Source organism: Paracoccus sp. S4493 (assembly GCF_000967735.1).
In the GTDB taxonomy this organism is placed as follows: Bacteria; Pseudomonadota; Alphaproteobacteria; order Rhodobacterales; family Rhodobacteraceae; genus Paracoccus; species Paracoccus marcusii.
Genome location: NZ_JXYF01000275.1, coordinates 1 through 18,062, shown reverse-complemented (window position 1 = coordinate 18,062; position 18,062 = coordinate 1). Strand labels below are relative to the sequence as shown.

Genomic DNA, 18,062 nt, shown 5'->3' with positions numbered 1-18,062 from the left:
GTGCAGACGTAAGGCGATCAGCGCGACCGGGGTTCCTTGCGCAATCGATGCCCTGCCCGACCGTTGCCCTGTCGCACCGTTCCGCCGCCGCCGACGATCGGACATAAACGGGTGACCTGTGTCTGCCCGGCCTGTCCCCGACTGCTGTCACGACAGGGGGGTGCCGCTGCCGGGCCGTGGGTGACGTGACCTGCCGTCGGGGCGATGAGGCAAAGGGCTGGAACATTCGTGCCATCCCCTTGTTGGACCCCTGCTCGATTACGGGCCCAGAACACAAGGAAAGGCCCGCCCATGCATCGTCGTCCCGACACGCCACCCCTCATTCCTAGCACCGCGCGCAGGTCGCGGAACCGCGCCTGATGCGCCGTTACGCCGCCGCACACGCTGCCACCAAGCATGCGGGAAAAGACGCTTGGTGGCCTGATGCGATGGGAATGGATCGGCCTGCCCATCCTGATCGCGGCTGCGGTGCTGCTCAGCTGGATCGTGCACCGCACGCTCAAGGTGCTGCGCCATCACGCCCGCGGGCAGATCGCCACCGGGATCCTGACGGCATCGTCCAAGCCGCTGATCATCGCCAGCGTCACCGGCCTGGTGTGGTGGGTCACCGGTAACGTCTTTGTCTTTTCGGGCCGCATCGACGTCTTCGTCACGCCTGCCATCGCGATGGGCGTGGTGACGGCCCTGCTTCAGGACAAACGCTTTTTGCGCCTCCGTGAACCTCGATGCTTTCATCGTTATCCGCTCCTCTCCCAGCCAGGGAAGGTTAACCGAAAACTCCAGCTTCAAACGGTCCAGTTTCCAGGGGGCAGAGCACGAGCTGTCGGCGAAAGAGCGTCAGGTCGTCGAGACTTCTACCTCACTCAAGCGCCGCTTAAACAAGTCTACTAAATACAGTACAGCACAGCGGGAGAGCCCGCATTTGCCGCAGGCAGACCTTTACATATCACGTTCTATTCGTTTGCGGAATTGTATGACGCACGGCCCACATACGGGCTGCCACGACCTCGTTCTGGTCGAGCGAAGTTCCTAAATGCCGCCCCAAGAGCCTGATGGCGGCTGCGATTTCGGATGTGGTGGCAAGTGTGCCAGTCTCGATCAAATTGCATAGCTCGACGACTGTCTTGGGAAAATCCATGGTAGAGTCACTGGGTACAAAAAATCTCGGCAGAGGGGACGCGGTCAGCATGACAACCACACTGGTGAGATCGCTGCCAAGCCCTTCAAGTCGACTTGATATATCACCGTCTGGCTCTCTTGCTTTTATAGCGTGAAAACGACTGGCAAATGTTCGGGCGCTGTTCGTGGTTTGAAGGATGTTCAGGAGAAAGCTGACAGCCAGTGTTAGCAGGATCATCCCATTCATGGCGGCAACCATCGACAGGATATCCCACCATCCACCGGTTACCTGGACCGTCGAAGCTCCTAAGGTGGAAAGCGTCGAACCTGCAAATGCCACTGTTTGTACCCATGTGGCCGGTTCCCCAGTATCGGTCTGCACCAGGGAGAGGCCGCCGCGCAGGATCAGCACATAGCCGCAGAGGTGAAGCAGTACCCAGGTTCCTGCAACTGCCAACAGGATAACAGGCCCCAATAATCCACGGATGGAAACCCCAGTCATTTGTTCCAAAACCAAGGTCAACTTTGATCCCAAGCGCCAGAGTCCTTCAGCAACGGCACGGCTGAGAAACCCTGTTCCGCTAAGACTGATTGTCGTGCGTAAGAAATCGTAGAACGCGACAAGCACCAGTGCCGCACCGGTCAAAATCAGCATTGGGAAATCATCCATGGTTACTTTCTGTGGCGATACTCTCAACAATGATCGTGGCAATGATCGATATACCACCTTCATACGGCAGACACGACCTTACCTCGAACTGTCATGGATGCCGAAGGTGCGCTCATGACAAGTCGCACGGAAGCGGTGTTATACAGGCGCAGAAAACCGGACAAATGCCTTAAAGAGCTGAATATGAGTGCGGGTCCACATAGAATATGTGATCGTCAATCGACCGGATCCGAACCATTTTGGGAGCCCATTTGGGCGACACGGCGGTGGTGTGATAGTGATCTGCCCCATGCAGTTCCGGCAGCGGGCCATTCACGAGAACTTCTGCTGCAATGCTCACCGCTTTTCTCCAAGAATCAGTATCTTCGATTTTGGGATATTCATAGCGTGATGTCATAAAACTGAACTGCGTCGGAACAACGTTTTCGCATGCACTATCTCCCCACCGGTGAGGAATTGCAGCCCGTTGCAGGATGACGGAGGCTACCGCGCGCTGCCCGAATTCTTCTTGATCACGTGCCTCATGATAGATCGCGACGGCAATGCAGGAAAGATCGCTGGCGTTGCGCAAGGATGGTGGAGGTGGAGGGATTGCAGCTCCCCTGACGATCTCGGCGGGGGTTGCAGGTCTAGGGGCAGGACGAAATGTCATTACCTCGGCAGGACGTGGTAGAGGAGCGATGGCGACCTCGAGTGTCAGACCGCTGTTATCAAAGCCGGACTCTTCAGGATCAGCCGTTGCTTGTTGAATACGGTTTGGCCCAATTGCTGTTTTTCCGTGATAGACGGCTTCAGAAGCAGAATGCACTGGCGCGCCAAAGCTGCCATTGGGCGCATAGAAGCTTGATGTCTCGCCGGTCCACAGCTGTTCCCGTGTAACGGATACAACAGCTTCTGCAGAGCATTAGGCAATAAGGACAGTTAATGCTACAGACTGTGCCTGAACCATTGGCATGTTCCCTTGATTGCATAAGGAACGGTGATCGACGCAGTTGTGTTCCATTTTCGCTTCGTGGACCGTGTCGATGCTTGGCGTCAGCAAACTGAAATGCGGAAGTGCCACATTTGCGCTGCCCGTGGAGAGATCGGCATCTACAGAACGCGGGCGGCGCAGCTGGGCTTGGCGCCTGAACAGCTACTAATGGGTGTTATACTATGCAGGATCGACGAACTGCCGCGGTCAAAGCCCGAGCAAAAGAAGCCGCAGCTCTCAATCAACGGAAAAATGGCCTCGCCTTTAGGCACAACTCAAACCCATACCCGAGCACGCACAACATTTACGAGTGTTAGGCTCACTGCGATGCGGATTGGTTCCACGGGAGACAACTGCGTCGTCAAATTGCTGGCTAGACCGTTGCTCCTCCCAAAGAACCCTGCCTGACCTGCACTAAATGTATCGTGAATGACCGCGGCGAATGCCTATCGGTTTTGGCAGGGCGGCGTCACGCTCGACCCGCGCGCAAATAACAGTATCAACGGGGCTTCGGGCTACGACCTGCTTTGGAGAGGAGGCGGCTGCGACACATTAAGTGGTTGCGCCGGGCCGAACACGCTGATCGGCGGTTGCGGAAATGACAGCCTGGCAGACGGTGATAGCTTGATGAGAGGCTGGGGCGCCGACACCTTGCAGGAGGGCGGCGGAAACTAGACCCTGATCGGCGGCCAAGAATATGACCTTCTTGCTGGCGGCGCCGGTGTCGACACGTTCGCTTTCCACACAGGCAACGGAGGTAAAAGGATCGCCGGATATCAGATCGGGATCGATCGCCTTATGATCGGTGACACAGTGCTGCCGCGGTCGGTGCCCCGGTTCTCTATCAAGGACGTCCATAAGACTGCCCTGGGCGTGGTCATCGATTTCGCAAACGAAAACAGGATCACCATCGAAGGCCGAGGCATTGCCCCCGAAGCCATTGCTAATGATATCTTGCGTTTGTAATCAATGCGGGTCTGCAAGCTCAGTTGGGTCGCACGGGTCCGTTCATCTCACCCTGTTGGCGTATGCGTCCACCACGCCTACCCAAACACTAGAGTTGCGCAGTGACTACGGGACGTGGCTCGTCTGAGCCTGACTTGGCTAGGACATTGTTCGACGATGTAGCGCGCTGTCACGGTCTTATTGCTGCCGGTTCAACATGATCATCCAAAGGATCTTCGCCTCAAGGAACTGCCTTCTGTGCAGCGGCTTACCATTGCGGCAGCGTAAAGGGACATCATGGAAGGCGAAATCATGCAAGGGCTGACACCTGTACAGGTCGTGGCCTTGGTTGGCGTGCTTGGCGTCGGCGCGCAATGGCTTGCGTGGAGGCTTCGCTTGCCGGCGATCGTTTTGATGCTGGGCGTCGGTCTGCTGGTGGGGCCGGTCATGGGCTGGTTTCTGCCCGAACGTGATCTGGGGCCGATATATCGCCCACTGATCTCCGTTGCAGTCGCGATCATCCTTTTTGAAGGCGGATTGACCCTGACACACCATCATTTGGGTGATGCACGGGGCCCTGTCCAAAGATTGGTATATCTTGGCGCACCCTTGGGCTGGGCCCTGTCAGCCGGCGTGCTATGGCTGGCAGTGGGCCTTTCGTGGCAAGCGTCGGCAGTGTTCGGGGGCGTTATGGTTGTCACGGGACCGACCGTCATCGCGCCCATGCTGCGCCAGGCAAAGCTGCGTGCTCGGCCCGCCAGGATCCTGCAATGGGAAGCCATCCTGAATGATCCCATCGGCGTCCTGATCGCGGTATTGCTGCTTGAGGTCGTGCTTGTTCTTGAGACAGGATTGTCGGCGGGCGCAGCTATCTGGACGATAGGCTCGGGCATCGGCTTCGCAGCCTTTGCAGGATGGGCCGTAGGGGCCGGAATGGCAGTGGCGTTCCGCAAAGCATTCGTCCCCGAGTATATGAAAGTACCCGTTCTGTTCGTAGCGGTCTTGGCCGTTTTTGCCGTCACCGACACCATCCTGCATGAGACAGGCCTGCTGGCTGTGACCATCATGGGAATGGTTTTGGCAAACGCCAAACTGTCGTCCTACACGGAAATTCATCGCTTCAAAGAACATGCGACGATCCTCCTCGTGTCAGGAGTATTCGTCCTGATGGCCGCCTCCCTCGATTTTTCGACCCTAGGAGGGCTGACATGGCGCGCAGCGCTGTTTGTTCTGTTCACCGTTGCCTTGGCACGCCCCTTGCAGGTGCTTTTGCCTTTGATCGGAACCGCCCTGCCGATGAACGAGCGCTGGCTGATTGCCCTGACAGGACCGCGCGGCGTGGTCATGGTGGCCGTTTCCGGACTTTTCGGGGAGAAATTGGTCGAGGCAGGGATTCCCGATGGGGCAGCCCTTGCACCGCTTGCCTTCATCATCGTCCTCGCGACGGTCATCATTCACGGGTTCACGCTCGCACCGCTTGCCCGCAAGCTGGGCCTGTCCGGTCCGGAACGACCGGGTTTGTTGATCGTCGGCGGGTCACCCTTTGCCTTATCACTGGCACAGGCATTGCAGCGCGCGGATGTCGGCACATTGATTGCCGACACCAATCGGCAACATCTGAACCACGCGCGGCAGGCGGGCATCCCAACCTATCACGGTGATATCTTGGGCGAAGTCGCCGAACACAAGGTAGAATTCGTTGCCTACTCTACCGTTCTCGTTGCATCCGATAACGACGCCTACAATACGTTGGTCGCGACGGATATGGGCCCTGATCTTGGCCGAGAGCATGTTTGGCAATTGAGCAGGGTTCGCGAAGACTCACGCCACGCCCTGCCCGCCCAACTGGGTGGTCAGCGTCTGGAAGGAAGGCCGACATTCGAGACTGTCAACCAGCGCATTGCCGAAGGATGGGCCATTCGCAGCACCCGCCTTACGGAGGAGTACGATGCAGATGACTGGCGCGCTGACCGGCCGAATGCCGTTCCCATCCTGACCATCAGCAAAGGCGAGTTGTGCTTTGTCGGGGAGGATGTGCCGTTCTCGGCACAGCCGCAGGATTGGATCACGGCATTCGTGCCGCCAGAGCAATCAGGAAACTCTGGTAAGCAGCACAAACAATCTGCTGCTGAGGCGACCGAAATTGTAAAAGATCATCAAAGCACGCAGCAATCTGGGAGCTAGCATTTTACGTATCGCACGGAATTAGCCCCCCTTGCTTGTCGGCAGGCTGTTTCGCCTCTCCAGTCAAGCGGATACCTTTCAATTGGCTATCCTCATCAATGCGCACCGTCCTCGGTCCGCGTAGCATAGGCGCTTTGAGCCGAGGCTGTGTGGAAGGTCAGCCTTATGGTAGACTTAAACATGGTGGCGAGAGGTCGGCAGGTCGGGTTTCGTGAAGGGCACCGCCCGGGAACAGGCGGTTTTTTCCAGATCGTCTCCAGGTCGGGGTTGGCGAGGATCACGTGGTTCGGGTGATTGACCTGCTTGTCGTTGAACTCGATCTGTTAACGCTCTGAGTTCCGCGATCGGCGCCGGCGCGGACGGGGCGACCCGGATATCAAGCAGAGTACACTCGTGCCGCTTTGCCGTTGGACCTGCCGCCGGCGCTGAGCGGCACCTACCTCTCCCTGACCAGCGTTTCTGCACTCTCGAGGTCCAGATCGTCGATCAGGTCCCGATCTTCCTCGGTAAGGGGACGGGGCTGGATATTGAGCCTGGCGGCAAGGCCAGGATCCACGCGAAACGTGGCGGCCATCGGGAAATGGTCCGAGCCGACATGATCCAGACGCTCGATCGAGACGACGGCAATGTCGGGCGTTGCGTAGAATTGATCCAGCGGAAACCGAAGAAACCAGCTGTTCGCATCGAAGCTGGCATAGAAGCCGCGACCAATGCGGGGATCGAGGTAACCACCGACCCGTCTGAACGTCTGCGAGGTCTCGGACCAGGCCACGTCGTTGAAATCGCCCATCGCCACCACGGGCATGTCGTCGCTCTCCGCAAACTTTGCTGCGGCATAGATCTGGCGGTCGCGGTCGTTTGTGTCTTCCCCGGGGATCGGCGGTCGTGGATGCAGACCCAGGAAATGAAACGGCTGTCCGCCGGGGCTTCTCAGGCGCGCGAATAGAGATGGCGTTCTGTCGTTCGTCAGTTGGATGACCCGGGCCTCATCGACCGGTAGCCGGGTGGCAAACACCAGGCCGTAGTAGTTGCTCTGCGGCTGGCGCACGACGGTCGGATACCGCGACAGCATCGGCTGGAGTTCGGCGAGCCAAGTCGCGTCTGTTTCCAGGAGCAGCAGGATGTCCGGATCATAGCGGTTGATCATCTCGATGACGTCCTGATACCGCGTGTTGCCCATCTGGACGTTGGCTGTGATGACCCTGACAGCGTCTGGCGCCGGCTCTGCAAAGGCCATCTCCGGAGATGCCAGCGGCGTATAGGGATAGACCCGCCATGCCTGATAGCTGCAGACTCCGACCATCGCCAACAGGATTACCCAACGTGCGGGTCGGTTTAGGAACAGGGCGCCGATCATCAGGAAGAGGCTGGCGACAAGGATCTGAACGCGGGGAAAGCCCATTGCCCGCACCCACCATTCGTTCGTGTTCCACAGTGGAAGGATCGTCACGCAGACGGTCAGGATCGCCAGAGGCCACACGACAAGGGGGGCTGCGTGGCGGAGGATATGCATCGACATTCTTAGCTTCCCCAGGGTGCATCGGGCAGGCGTGTAGGAGTGGCTCCCCTCAAGGATGGACACGTCGTTTATGTTCCCTGGAATTGACGCTGTCCCGCAGGCATCGGGGCGGTTTCAATGATATCATGCACCGAGGTCCATATCGTAACTGACATTGGCCTCGCGACATGCAGTGGCGGGCATAGCCCACCATTCGATCCCAAAGTCGTGAGGCGCGCGAATTCGCAGCTCAGACGCCTCGGCTGGACACACGACAAACCTGCGGCAGACGCATCAGCTGATCTGTCTGATTGCGGCTAAACCAGACGAAATCGCGCTCAACGATTTCAGTGGCGCTATTTCTGCATTCCGTAACAAGGATGCTGGGGGTTTTTAAGTCAGTGGATAGCCGCGCTGCATCTCGATCCGGCCCAATGCTAGAGCGTGGCTTCTATCAACCGGCGAGCTTGTACAACTGATCCTGTTGCCGGATGAGCTTTTCGTAAAGAGCCCGATACCGGGTGTTGTGGCGATATGCAGCAAGAGCTGAAACGATCATATCGAGTTCGTCTTCAGAGGCGATGGCCATGATCACGTTGTCCCGCACGGTTGTCTCCGTTGATTTTCTATTTCACCGGCATCAACATGCAGCGCACGTCGTGGTTGCACTGATTAACCGCAAGTTGAGATTCTGGCGGAAACGCGCTCAGACCAAGCAAAATGACCGTCGATCGCCGAGATGAAGTACGACACGTGCGATGATCCCACCATCCGCTGTGACAGAGGCGACGTTGGCGGCATGTGCCGTCACGGCCTCCGTGCGGTCGGTTATACGGTTCATGCCTGATACCTCACTGCAGGTCGCATATGCCCATGGCGGTGTCGAACGACGTGTCTGATGCCGACAGCTCTCCACTATCGATGTCGATAGGCCGAAACGGCGGAAGTTCCTGGGCGGCGGGTTGGACCTGGCTGAGACGATAGCAGCCGGTGTACACGGTGGTCCCGTCGGTGGTCACCGCTTCGATCGCAACAGGAACAGCGAAGTGCAGCGTGCCAGCAGCCCCATCGGCGATGACCTTTCCATGGCGCAGACGGACGCTTTGGGTGGTGGCGTAACCCTCACGGAAGGCGGCCAGGTCCGGAGCAGTTCTGGGATCAAAGTAGCTGTGCGCGCGAAGGTACTCCTGCCTGCTTATGGCATTATAAAGCGACGCCACCACCCGGTCCGCAGTGGACCGATCATCGAGATAGGGGGCGGCTTCTTGCGCATATGAAAGCGTCGACGACAAGGCGGCAAACGCTGCGAAGGTGAGGATGCGGATCATGCCGGGAGCCTCGATCTGATACTCATGATAAAGAGGTGGATTGCTCGGTATCGCGGGAGTGCCGCTCGGTGTGGCTACACCTCTTCCACTGAACTGGTGCGCGCGATGTTCATCAGCGGCAAGAGTAGCTGAACAGGTACCGCCCCTCGCCACCTGGGCGACCGGGGCTGACTGAGCATATGCGCTGATTGCTGAGGAGGTAGTCGCGGGCGGCCCCACGATACTCGATTTCCGGATCCTCGATCCCGACAGCCATCAAGGCGACCTCCAATTGGCCGCGGCGATCGGCGATATACCACGCATTGCCCTTGTAGAAATGTTCGTCAGCGGTGCCGAAATCGGAAACGGGCGGTGTTGTGCACCCCCCAAGAGCAAGCAAGCCGATCAATGCGTATTTCATGCCGAGGTCAGTCCCTTACGATCACGCGGCCATGTCGCGCCTTTAACATAAAGACGAACCTTCGTTGGCAGTGTGAGTTCCGCGGCAAGCATCGGTCTTCTTGTCCGACCGGCGCGCGTTCTTCGGTGAGAGATCATCGATACCGGCAAACTCGCGGTCAAGGGTTCAGGCGAACAGATCGAGAAACCAAGCCTCCAGATCAAGCAGGTTTGGCAATGCGATTTTCGATAGGGCCTGGATGAAGAAGTATACCCGGCAAATGTCAGGATAACGGTCAGACTTGGCAAGCTACCTTGCGGAACATTGGATCCAGTCATCTGTTGAGGTGCAGGAGGACCATGTCATGACGCAAGACCAACCGAAACCGACACCTACCGATCAAGTTCAAGAGGCCGCAAAGACGGAGCGACACCCCGAAGTGCCTGACCATGTTTTAGATGAGAAGGACCCTGCTGTACCCGGCGGCAACCGCCCTAACGCCGCAGTCGCGGAAGACCCAACCAAGCCTGGCTTGATTGATAAGAGCAAGACCTGACCAAAGTGACCATGCGTTGACGTCAAGGCCCGCCCGCTCGGCGGGCCTTTGAACATGAAAGCGTGTCGGTACAATTTAAGGAATCGCGAGATTATTGATTCTCCTATAGGTTGAACTCGACAGCATTCCCTGTTGTCACCCGGCCCCGCTCGGCAACTCCCTCCAACCGAGCGGGGCCTTCCCCCACAACAGCTGTTCCGAAACCCTCCGCTACCAAGGCCGACAGATAAGCATCGTCTAGAAGACCAACGCGTGTTGACGCTTCCGATCTGAAGGTAAGGTTCTGCGCCGTTCGAGGCAAACTCCGGACTGTGGGTCTGACACCATTGTCCGAATTCTTGCGCGCCTGGACTCGGCCGCCGCTATCCTCCCTGCATCTATCCAGCTTGGCACCCACCGCGGCACGCGACGCCTTGGTTCGGACCGGCAGCCAAATCGGCGGCTTGCCGGATCGCACGTGATCGCCGAATGTCGCTGCATCAGAAATTGTCTTGGAGAATGAAATGCCCAGAGGAACGGTCAAGTGGTTCAATGCGGACAAAGGCTACGGCTTCATCCAACCGGAAGGCGGCGCGCAGGATGTCTTCGTCCACATCTCGGCCGTTGAGCGCGCTGGCTTGCAGACCCTGAAAGACGGGGCAGCTGTGTCCTACGAGCTGGAAACAGGTCGCGGCGGCAAGACCAGCGCGATCGACCTTCAGTTAGTGTGAATGCTGCCGGCGGCACCGGCGAGTATCAGCTGACTTTGCTGCGCGGCCAAAATTGTTTGCAGGCGACCCGTGCTCGGGTCGCCCCTTTGTCTGCATCGGATCACCGTTGGCATATCGCGTCTCCATTGTAGTCAGAACCTTGCCCTTTTGGCGCTAATGGTCGGATGATGACGGCATGGCCCGCGCCGCGTGGTTCAACTAACTGACTCGACGCAACTGTCGCGTACCCGTTAAATCAGAGACGTCAAGGCAGACAGCTCAGGACGTTTGGGCAGTTCGCGTATTGCCCGGCGCCGGAGGTGCGGTTCCAGTAGTACGGCGACGACGTGAACCCGACACTGGAGCGGATCGTCGCCAAGAGCAGCACCTCGCACCTATGTCGCGGAGCTGTCAGTTCCGGTGAACTATAGCTGGTATAGTCAACAACATACCCTCAGTGAGACAGACCATGTGCGGCATTGCGATAGTCCCTGTCCCATTTCCGCTCGACTTCGATGTCGAGGATGATCCGTGCCTGGTCTGCAAAGGCGAGCTCAACGCCGACTGGATCTGCACGCGGTGTCATGCCGATCACTTTGTGGGCGTCATGCTCCTGATCGGATATGGATCGCCCAAGAGGGGCGTACCGGCATCCAAGAGTTCGGGCAAGGTATCGGCAGAACGGCACACCGCTAATTAGTCTTGCCTCCGTTTCTTCGGACACGCAGGCAGTTGGGATATGAGCTGCCCTACTCTTCTTTCCGCTCTCGACCCCCCGCCCGCCGCACGACATCATCGACCCCCGACATCGCGGCATCGAGCTCCGCCATGATCCGGTCCAGTTGGGCCTCGTCGCGCCCTCCCTTTATCCGCTCCAAGGCACCGATCGGCTTTATGCGTTCGCTCGGCCCCTCGCGGCTGACGAATACATCACCCCGAACCGCCCCCGCCCCTCCCGCATGTCCCATCCGCGCGGCGAGGGACGGCAGCGCCCAGAACCGGGAGGTGCTTCGGGCGGTGAGGTTGCTGAGGCAGCCAGCATCGACGAGCTCGCCGATCAGGGTCAGGGCCGTCCGGCGGGTCACCCCCAGTTGATCCATGACCATTGCCGAACTGATGACCGGCTGCGCCTTCAGATAGGCGATCAGGTCGACAAGGCGCGACCGCCCATGTGCAGACGACGTCATGGCCGAGAGACGCGCCAGCTCGTGGCGCAGGGTCCCCAGATGACCGAGATCATGAGAGAGGCTCCGCGTGGTTGCCTCCAGGAACGAGGCCAACCCGGTCACCGGCGACCAGACCCGGAAGCCGGTGCGGGTCAGCGACACGGAGGGCGGCACGATCCACCCGGCCGCCGCCGGCATCAGCAGGCCCCCTGCCCTCTCGTCCAGCTCATCGCGGTCGACCCTTTTATCAGGAGACAGCCCCTGCAGATGCCGCGCGGCACCCTCCACGGCCATGAAGACCAGCCGCTCGGCCACCGGGCTGCTCCGTCGGGAACGGAAGGCATAGCTGGCCGCCGCGCGCCATCCCGCCAGGATCGGAACGTGGGACCAAGCGCGAGCGGCCTCCACGACCAGGGGCAGCTCCGCATCCTCGAGGCGATCGCCCTCGTCGCGTGTCTGACCGATGGGCGCGGCGGCCGCTTCGATCCGGCGCAGGGCCGCGACCGGCGCGCCGAACGGATCCCCGGGTCGCCGGATGACGGTCAAGACCTTCAGGGCCATCTCGGCCGCCCGAGCATCCTCGTCCATCGCGGTGCCGCTGGTAAGACGCAGCACCATCCCCTGCGTGGAGATGCGCTCGCCTTCGAGGCCGACCGAGGCGGCAGCCTCCAGAAGGCTCGTCTCCATCCGCCACAGAGCAGCCAGGGCGGGGTCGGCCAAGAGGATGCCTTCGACCCTCGCTGCGTGGGTCTCGGCACTCAGAAGAAGCGATCCGACATCCATCTGATAAACCATGATTATGTAGCCAACAGTTTAGCATATCGTCAGCATTCTGCAGTTGCCTAGTACTTTCAGATGTTGGCTGAAGTCACTCCCATCCCGCCACTCAGGCAAATGAGATCCCGAAGGCGTTGGAATACGGCCCAGAGAGCGCAGGAAGGCGCGCATTTCCGTCCCCTGCTGGACGCAGTGGCTCTGCGCATCCGTACGGCAGACGCAGATATCGGCGTTGCATCTGTTTGCAAACGGTCGGTTATTGACGACTCGTGATATTGCAATACGGTCCTAAATGCCTCTTGTCGGCTACGCCCGCGTCTCGACCGAGGATCAGACCCCGTGCCCCAGGTTCAGGGCTTGAAGGCCGCAGGCTGTGCCTTGGTTCTTGAGGAACAAGCCTCGGGCGGTGACCGCACGTGTCCTGTGCTGGCGCGATTGCTAATGAAGATATAGTAGATACGTTCGCAGGCTTAGGCAGCGCCGATGCCCGAAGCGGAAAGCCAGCGGAACGTGTCACCTGACCGGCTACAGCAGACTCGTAGGCTGTATTTGTATTATCTGGGGCTCAACACCTCGCTCGGGCACCGCCGCAACAGTATGCGTGCGAAGAGTTCGGCTGCTGGGCTTGGTTGGGCGTAGATTGTGCATTTCAGCCTTGACCCAGAAGGATCTCCGCTTCCCAATCGACGCCCAAGCGGTGCTGGGTGGTTTGTACAGGCGACCGCCAATATGCCAGTGCCGATGCCACAATAGAATTGAGTAAATTTGGTCGGCGCAGATGATCCGCCGATAAGCCACCGCCTTAACACCTGCACGCCAACTGTAACCCATGGGTTACGCGCATTCAGATCGACGCGTAACCCGCGGGTTACTTCTCATCCAACACCTTGTGAAATGCTTCAATTGCGCTCTGAAGGCGCTTCCTGTCGATCGAAGAAAAGTCGGTGCCAGAAAGAATTCTGCATTCACCCTTCCGCGCTGTTACCTTTGCCTCACCGACGTGAAATTCGTACTTCACCGCCTTCTTCTGATCGGCCCCGCGCCCCGGAGTGCCCCGACCTGCCAAAGCGGCCGGTGGCCGTGACAGCACCTCGGTTTGCTCTTCCGCCGACCTGACCGATGCTAGAGCATTTCGGAGGGACACTGAGACTTCGGGGGAGGCCTGGATCCTCCTGGCAACCTCGACCCCCAAATTGCGCGAGATCGCTTTGGGATAAGGCAATACATCGCCAAGTTCCTGCAGCAAGAAAACAAAGCTTCGGATGTAAGATCGCTTCATCTTGTGAAGCGATGCAAAGATCCGACCCACAAGAACATCGGCCTCCTGCCCTTCCATGCCAGCATCAGCCGCCGCAGTGATGGCCACCTGCGCCATCTCGGCGAAGCTCAGGTCCTCACGGATGACGTTTTCCTCGACCATGTCGATGTAGAGGTCGATCCGATCCGCTGGACCTGACGAAACCCGCGCCGTCACGACCGCGAAGCGCGTATCGCCGGTCTCTTGCCACAGCTGTTTCAAAGCCGTCAAACGTCGCCAGCCCTTCTTCAACTGAAACCCTGCATTGGTTCTGAAGACCTCAATCGGCTCTTTCTGCCCCCGGGCACGAATGGACGCTTTAAGTTCCTCCATCTCGTCAGAACCCGCGGTCGCCGCAAGATCGATACGGTCGCGTGGAAGGTCGTCAGTCCTAATGTCGTCGACACGGATTATCTCGAGCACCCGGCCTTCGCCCTGCGCTGTCCTGAAGGCCTTGGCATCTGACGCATTCTGACGGCGCTGCTCGACCAAGGTCTCCGTGCTTTCGGCAAGGCTTCCCGCGGCTTCGCGAACCGCCGCACCCATCGGTCCAACTTCGCGCTTGCGCGGCTTGACGCTGGCTGGCTCCAAGGGCTCGAAACCGAACTTTCCTTTCCCGCTCATGCACCCGTACCCCCATTGCTGTTTTTGCCATCCCATGCGCGAAGCACGGTCTCTCGGAACTCAATATAGGCGGTATCAAAGCTCTGTCTGGCGCGCTTCCATGTTTCACGGGTCATCTGTCGATAGTCCTGCTCATAGACCGATTGCTGGAAACGCCCGGACTGCTCGACAGCCCGCGTCATCTCGATGGCATTCTTGCAAACATCATCGCCAAAGACGTTCCGGAAGGCATCCATCATCGCGATATGTAGTGGGTTCGACGCCTCAAAACGGGTCATTAGCAGCCTGACGTCATCGAATTTCTTCGGCAGACTGATCCCGGCATCCTGGGCCAGCGTCGCGAAGCCAGAAGAAATATCCTCCATCGCGTCGCCTAACTGGCCCAGATAGCTGGTGGTCGAGTCGTACTCCCAGTACCCCGGACCCGAAGGCACGTAGAGGATGTCGGCAGCGAATGCAGCGTTGAGGGATTGATAGCCGATGGCCGGAGGGCAGTCGAAAATGATGATGTCATACTGGTCATCGGGAAGTTCATCGAGATATCTGGAAATGCAGCCAAAAAAGCTCCAGGCTTTATGAAGTGCCCGATACTGCGCACTTGCGAATTCGACAAAGGCAGCATTCGCGCAGCTGGGAATTACATCGATCGTCGACCAAGCGGTTTTCTGAATAAAGTCCTGTGCGCGTTGTGCACCGATGGATTGGACATCTTCGGGCAGTTCGTCAGAGGAAGGGTAGGGGCAGTCGGCCGGGTCGTCATATGCGGCTACAATGCGGTCGGCCTCGCGGCACAGGTCACGGCACATGATCCCCCAAACAGTATTCCATTCCTTGACCTCGACCAGACCCATCGAATGGGTCAGCGTGGCCTGGGGGTCAAAGTCGATTACCAACACGCGATAACCGTCCAGTGCGGCGCCATTTGCCAGATGATGGGCGACCACCGTCTTGCCCACACCGCCCTTGAAGTTGGAGACCGCAATCCGCATCGCGCGTCCAGGCGGGCGCTTTGGCATCAAAGTCTTCCCACGAAAGCGCAGCCTGCGGCGCAGCTCATTGATCTCATTCAGGGTGAACCAGCGCTGACGTCCGTCCTCTTCCACGATCCCCTGTGGCAAGGAGGGATCATCCGCCAGCTTTTTGCGAAGCGTGTCCGCCGGGATGTCAAACATGAACTGACTGATTTCCCAGATCGAGAAGGGCCGTAGGGTCTTTTTTTCGGAAGGTGAGAACGTTGCCTTCCTGACTGCTGCCTGCTGTGCAAGGCTGCGTTCGTTCATTCCTTGAAGATGAGTATGGTCCCGCATGTCTCGGCTCGCGTTTTATGGCTTCCCCTTCTGAATAACGCGAAACGCCGGAAAAGCAAATCCGGCGTTCTGCGTTTTGCCATTGTTAGGGAAGTCCATCTAAGAACGCGATTTCGGACGGATACGGGGACATATTTGACCAGCATGGTACCGTTTCGGTGACACCAGAACGCCGATAAGGTGACACCCAAGCTGTCACCTATAACCTATATAACCAGATTTTCATCAATCTGAGTGGACGTCAGCGCTAATCGCGCTTTTAGTTACTCGTTGACAGATTGCAGGATTTTAATCACTCTCATAGCATGAGCAGAATCGGTCGAAGATGCCGAGAGAGATGCCAGGGGGCGGCAATGAAGGCGACAAGATCCACCGGGCCGCACGCCTCGGTTCAAAAATATGACCTTTTGACAGCTATGGCCATTGCCGGCCTCCACGGAAAAGCCGTCTTTCAAACCTCCATGCTTCGCCTAGTGGCCTTGGTCACGGCCCGCTACAACTGGAAGCTGGACGAGCTGACGGTTGGACAGCGTGACCTTGCACGGATGTGGTCGGTGGATGAACGAACCGTCAAGCGAGAGATCAAGCGGCTGTTAGAGAACGAGATTCTTATTCAACTTCGGCCGGGCGTACGGGGCCGGGTAGCCGCCTATCGGCTGAACCAGCGCGAGATCTATCGAAGAAGTGAATCCCATTGGGAAGAGGTTGGACCGGATTTTGCTGCCAGGATGGATACTAACAGGCAATGCCCGGATGCCATCGGACCGACAGTCGTCCGGGTTAACTTTCGTCCTATGATGGCGCCGGATGATCCGCAGAAAACGGCATGGGGGCGTACATGCGTGCGCCTGGCTGACATGGACCCAGATCTCTATAAAAGCTGGTTCTCTGGTTTGGTTTTCGAGGATTTTGAGCAGACAGCGCTACGCCTTCGGGCGCCGTCTTCCTTTGTGGCAAAATACATCGTCACGCATCATCAAAAGCGCTTGCAGGACGTGGCGAGCAGTGAGTTCGGCGCGATCAGAAAGGTCGAGATCATATTCTGAGCGGCCTCCCTTCGGACCGCTGCACCACTTCGACACGGCGGTCATGAGTTTTTCAAAGGCCCCGCAATGTTTCCAGAACCGAAGCCAGCGGCATGGCCCTTAGCCCCTGAGCCACCGGGATATCATGTTCCCCCGCATAGACCAGAACGCCTTGATCGGCCTTGATGTCTGCAACCGCCAGGTGGAACCCCCGTGATACCCTCGGTGTGGTCGTCCGCTTGACTTCGATGGCCCAAGTTCCGCCGCCCGGAAGCCGCAAGACAAGGTCAACCTCCGCTCCCGCTGAGGTCCGATAGAAAAATGGTTCGGTTCCCGCCGGTGCAGCCGCAATGAGGGCCTCAAGGCAGAACCCCTCCCAACTCCCACCCACCACGGGATGACCCAGCAGGTCTTCAAATGTCTCTAGTCCAAGCAGGGCGTGAACAAGACCGCTATCCCGGACAAAGACCTTGGGTGACCTGACCAGTCTCTTGCCAACATTCTCATGCCAAGGCTGAAGGCGTCGGACCAGCATCAGGTCGACAAGCAGGTCCAGATAGCGTCCGACTGTCTGGCCCGAGACGCCCAAGCCCTCGGCCAGTGCGGCGGCGTTCAGCAGGCCGCCCTGCGCATGCGCCAGCATGGTCCAGAAACGGCGCAAGGTGGTTGCAGGGATTCGCGGACCCAAGGCCGGGATATCTCGTTCCAGATAGGTGCGCAGGAAGTCCTTGCGCCAGTCCATGCTGGTCTTATTGGTATCGGCTTGGAAGCTGTCGGGAAACCCTCCACGCAGCCAAAGTTCGTTTAGCCGATCCGTACCTACTTCGTCGAGAAGAAGTGGCGGCATTTCAATATAGCGGACGCGTCCAGCAAGCGATTCTGCCGATTGATGCAACAGGACGTTCGATGCTGACCCGAGCAGCAGGAACTGTCCGGTCCGAAACCCTTGGCGACGTCGCGTATCTATCTGACCACGAAGGCTTTTGAACAGTCCTGGAAGCTGCTGAACCTCGTCCAAAATGACGAGCTTTCCCGCCTGTTCATCCAGATAAAGATCGGGCTCGATCATGATTTGTCGATCAGAACTGCGTTCCAGATCCAAATAGACCGACGGTTGCTGTTCGGCGACCCACAGAGCAAGAGTTGTTTTCCCTACCTGCCGGGGACCGAGAAGAACGACTGCCGCCTGATTTTCAAGGGCTGACAGAACGATCTGATTGGCTCGACGCGTATACATACCTTGCAATTACTCCACAAGATGGAAGAATTGCAAGGCTACTAATGAGAAACTAAGAAGAAATCGCTGATCTGCGATGGCCTGCGCGCGTATTCCTAAGATCAATCAGATCATTCCCAACTTTTCGGCTTGCCCGAGCAGCATCTTGACGGAGGAGGGCTGCCATTTAGTCCTCCCACGGGGTGTCCTCTCTCGCATAGCCTCCAGACGCTCACAAATTGCCTGCAGTGTAATGCCTGCGTCGGCGCCTTTGATTGCGGCAACAATGGGCGATGTTGCGCAAATCAG

16 protein-coding genes and 2 pseudogenes are annotated in these 18,062 nt (G+C 58.3%); 7 read left to right on the top strand and 11 right to left on the bottom strand.

Going from position 1 to position 18,062, the window contains the following annotated elements:
- Nucleotides 1-396: 396 nt before the first annotated feature.
- Nucleotides 397-891: a hypothetical protein gene (locus tag TW83_RS17075; protein WP_157001740.1), complete on the top strand. Its 495-nt coding sequence runs from the start codon at nucleotides 397-399 to the stop codon at nucleotides 889-891.
- Nucleotides 892-946: 55 nt separating this feature from the next.
- Here TW83_RS17075 and TW83_RS17070 read toward each other — a convergent pair whose 3' ends face one another.
- Nucleotides 947-1,789, bottom strand: a complete 843-nt coding sequence (locus TW83_RS17070) for a hypothetical protein (RefSeq protein WP_045983983.1) — start codon at nucleotides 1,787-1,789, stop codon at nucleotides 947-949.
- Between the two features lie 169 nt (nucleotides 1,790-1,958).
- Nucleotides 1,959-2,597, bottom strand: coding sequence for a cell wall hydrolase (locus tag TW83_RS20155; protein ID WP_157001737.1), 639 nt, complete (start codon nucleotides 2,595-2,597; stop codon nucleotides 1,959-1,961).
- A 594-nt stretch (nucleotides 2,598-3,191) separates the two neighbouring features.
- On the opposite strand from TW83_RS20155, the gene TW83_RS20880 reads away from it, so the two are divergent.
- Together TW83_RS20880 and TW83_RS17065 are read left to right on the top strand one after the other, a co-directional pair.
- Nucleotides 3,192-3,437: a hypothetical protein gene (locus TW83_RS20880; RefSeq protein ID WP_139085776.1), complete on the top strand. Its 246-nt coding sequence runs from the start codon at nucleotides 3,192-3,194 to the stop codon at nucleotides 3,435-3,437.
- 567 nt (nucleotides 3,438-4,004) lie between these two features.
- Complete coding sequence (locus tag TW83_RS17065; protein WP_045983982.1) at nucleotides 4,005-5,891, top strand: sodium:proton antiporter; 1,887 nt, start codon at nucleotides 4,005-4,007, stop codon at nucleotides 5,889-5,891.
- Between the two features lie 436 nt (nucleotides 5,892-6,327).
- Here TW83_RS17065 and TW83_RS17060 read toward each other — a convergent pair whose 3' ends face one another.
- The 4 genes from TW83_RS17060 to TW83_RS17050 form a co-directional block, all read right to left on the bottom strand.
- A complete protein-coding gene (locus TW83_RS17060) occupies nucleotides 6,328-7,410 on the bottom strand; it encodes an endonuclease/exonuclease/phosphatase family protein (RefSeq protein WP_052714962.1) in 1,083 nt (360 codons plus the stop codon).
- A gap of 433 nt (nucleotides 7,411-7,843) precedes the next feature.
- Nucleotides 7,844-7,996, bottom strand: a complete 153-nt coding sequence (locus TW83_RS20875) for a hypothetical protein (RefSeq protein WP_157001735.1) — start codon at nucleotides 7,994-7,996, stop codon at nucleotides 7,844-7,846.
- A gap of 244 nt (nucleotides 7,997-8,240) precedes the next feature.
- Nucleotides 8,241-8,717 (bottom strand): hypothetical protein, encoded by a 477-nt coding sequence (locus tag TW83_RS17055; RefSeq protein WP_045983981.1) that lies wholly within the window; start codon nucleotides 8,715-8,717, stop codon nucleotides 8,241-8,243.
- A 112-nt stretch (nucleotides 8,718-8,829) separates the two neighbouring features.
- The gene (locus TW83_RS17050; protein WP_045983980.1) at nucleotides 8,830-9,117 is read right to left on the bottom strand and encodes a hypothetical protein; all 288 of its coding nucleotides are present in this window, start codon (nucleotides 9,115-9,117) and stop codon (nucleotides 8,830-8,832) included.
- Between the two features lie 343 nt (nucleotides 9,118-9,460).
- Here TW83_RS17050 and TW83_RS20870 point away from each other — a divergent pair, with 343 nt between their 5' ends.
- The gene (locus TW83_RS20870) at nucleotides 9,461-9,652 is read left to right on the top strand and encodes a hypothetical protein (protein ID WP_127899685.1); all 192 of its coding nucleotides are present in this window, start codon (nucleotides 9,461-9,463) and stop codon (nucleotides 9,650-9,652) included.
- A gap of 503 nt (nucleotides 9,653-10,155) precedes the next feature.
- A complete protein-coding gene (locus TW83_RS17045) occupies nucleotides 10,156-10,362 on the top strand; it encodes a cold-shock protein (protein WP_045983979.1) in 207 nt (68 codons plus the stop codon).
- Nucleotides 10,363-11,090: 728 nt separating this feature from the next.
- On the opposite strand, the gene TW83_RS17040 is transcribed toward TW83_RS17045, so the two are convergent.
- A complete protein-coding gene (locus TW83_RS17040; RefSeq protein ID WP_045983978.1) occupies nucleotides 11,091-12,290 on the bottom strand; it encodes a helix-turn-helix domain-containing protein in 1,200 nt (399 codons plus the stop codon).
- A gap of 286 nt (nucleotides 12,291-12,576) precedes the next feature.
- On the opposite strand from TW83_RS17040, the pseudogene TW83_RS22150 reads away from it, so the two are divergent.
- Nucleotides 12,577-12,734, top strand: a pseudogene (locus tag TW83_RS22150) (recombinase family protein); the annotation flags it as partial.
- 418 nt (nucleotides 12,735-13,152) lie between these two features.
- On the opposite strand, the gene TW83_RS17035 reads toward TW83_RS22150, so the two are convergent.
- Both TW83_RS17035 and TW83_RS17030 read right to left on the bottom strand, forming a co-directional pair.
- Nucleotides 13,153-14,205: a ParB N-terminal domain-containing protein gene (locus TW83_RS17035; protein ID WP_045983977.1), complete on the bottom strand. Its 1,053-nt coding sequence runs from the start codon at nucleotides 14,203-14,205 to the stop codon at nucleotides 13,153-13,155.
- Nucleotides 14,202-15,512 carry an AAA family ATPase gene (locus TW83_RS17030; protein WP_157001731.1) on the bottom strand — a complete coding sequence of 437 codons (1,311 nt, stop codon included), beginning with the start codon at nucleotides 15,510-15,512 and terminating at the stop codon, nucleotides 14,202-14,204. Before TW83_RS17030 ends, TW83_RS17035 begins: the two co-directional genes overlap by 4 nt.
- 353 nt (nucleotides 15,513-15,865) lie before the next feature.
- On the opposite strand from TW83_RS17030, the gene TW83_RS17025 reads away from it, so the two are divergent.
- Nucleotides 15,866-16,558: a DnaA N-terminal domain-containing protein gene (locus TW83_RS17025; RefSeq protein ID WP_045983975.1), complete on the top strand. Its 693-nt coding sequence runs from the start codon at nucleotides 15,866-15,868 to the stop codon at nucleotides 16,556-16,558.
- A 52-nt stretch (nucleotides 16,559-16,610) separates the two neighbouring features.
- Here TW83_RS17025 and TW83_RS17020 read toward each other — a convergent pair whose 3' ends face one another.
- Together TW83_RS17020 and TW83_RS17015 are read right to left on the bottom strand one after the other, a co-directional pair.
- Nucleotides 16,611-17,774 (bottom strand): ATP-binding protein, encoded by a 1,164-nt coding sequence (locus TW83_RS17020; RefSeq protein WP_045983974.1) that lies wholly within the window; start codon nucleotides 17,772-17,774, stop codon nucleotides 16,611-16,613.
- A gap of 105 nt (nucleotides 17,775-17,879) precedes the next feature.
- Nucleotides 17,880-18,062, bottom strand: a pseudogene (locus TW83_RS17015) (recombinase family protein); the annotation flags it as partial.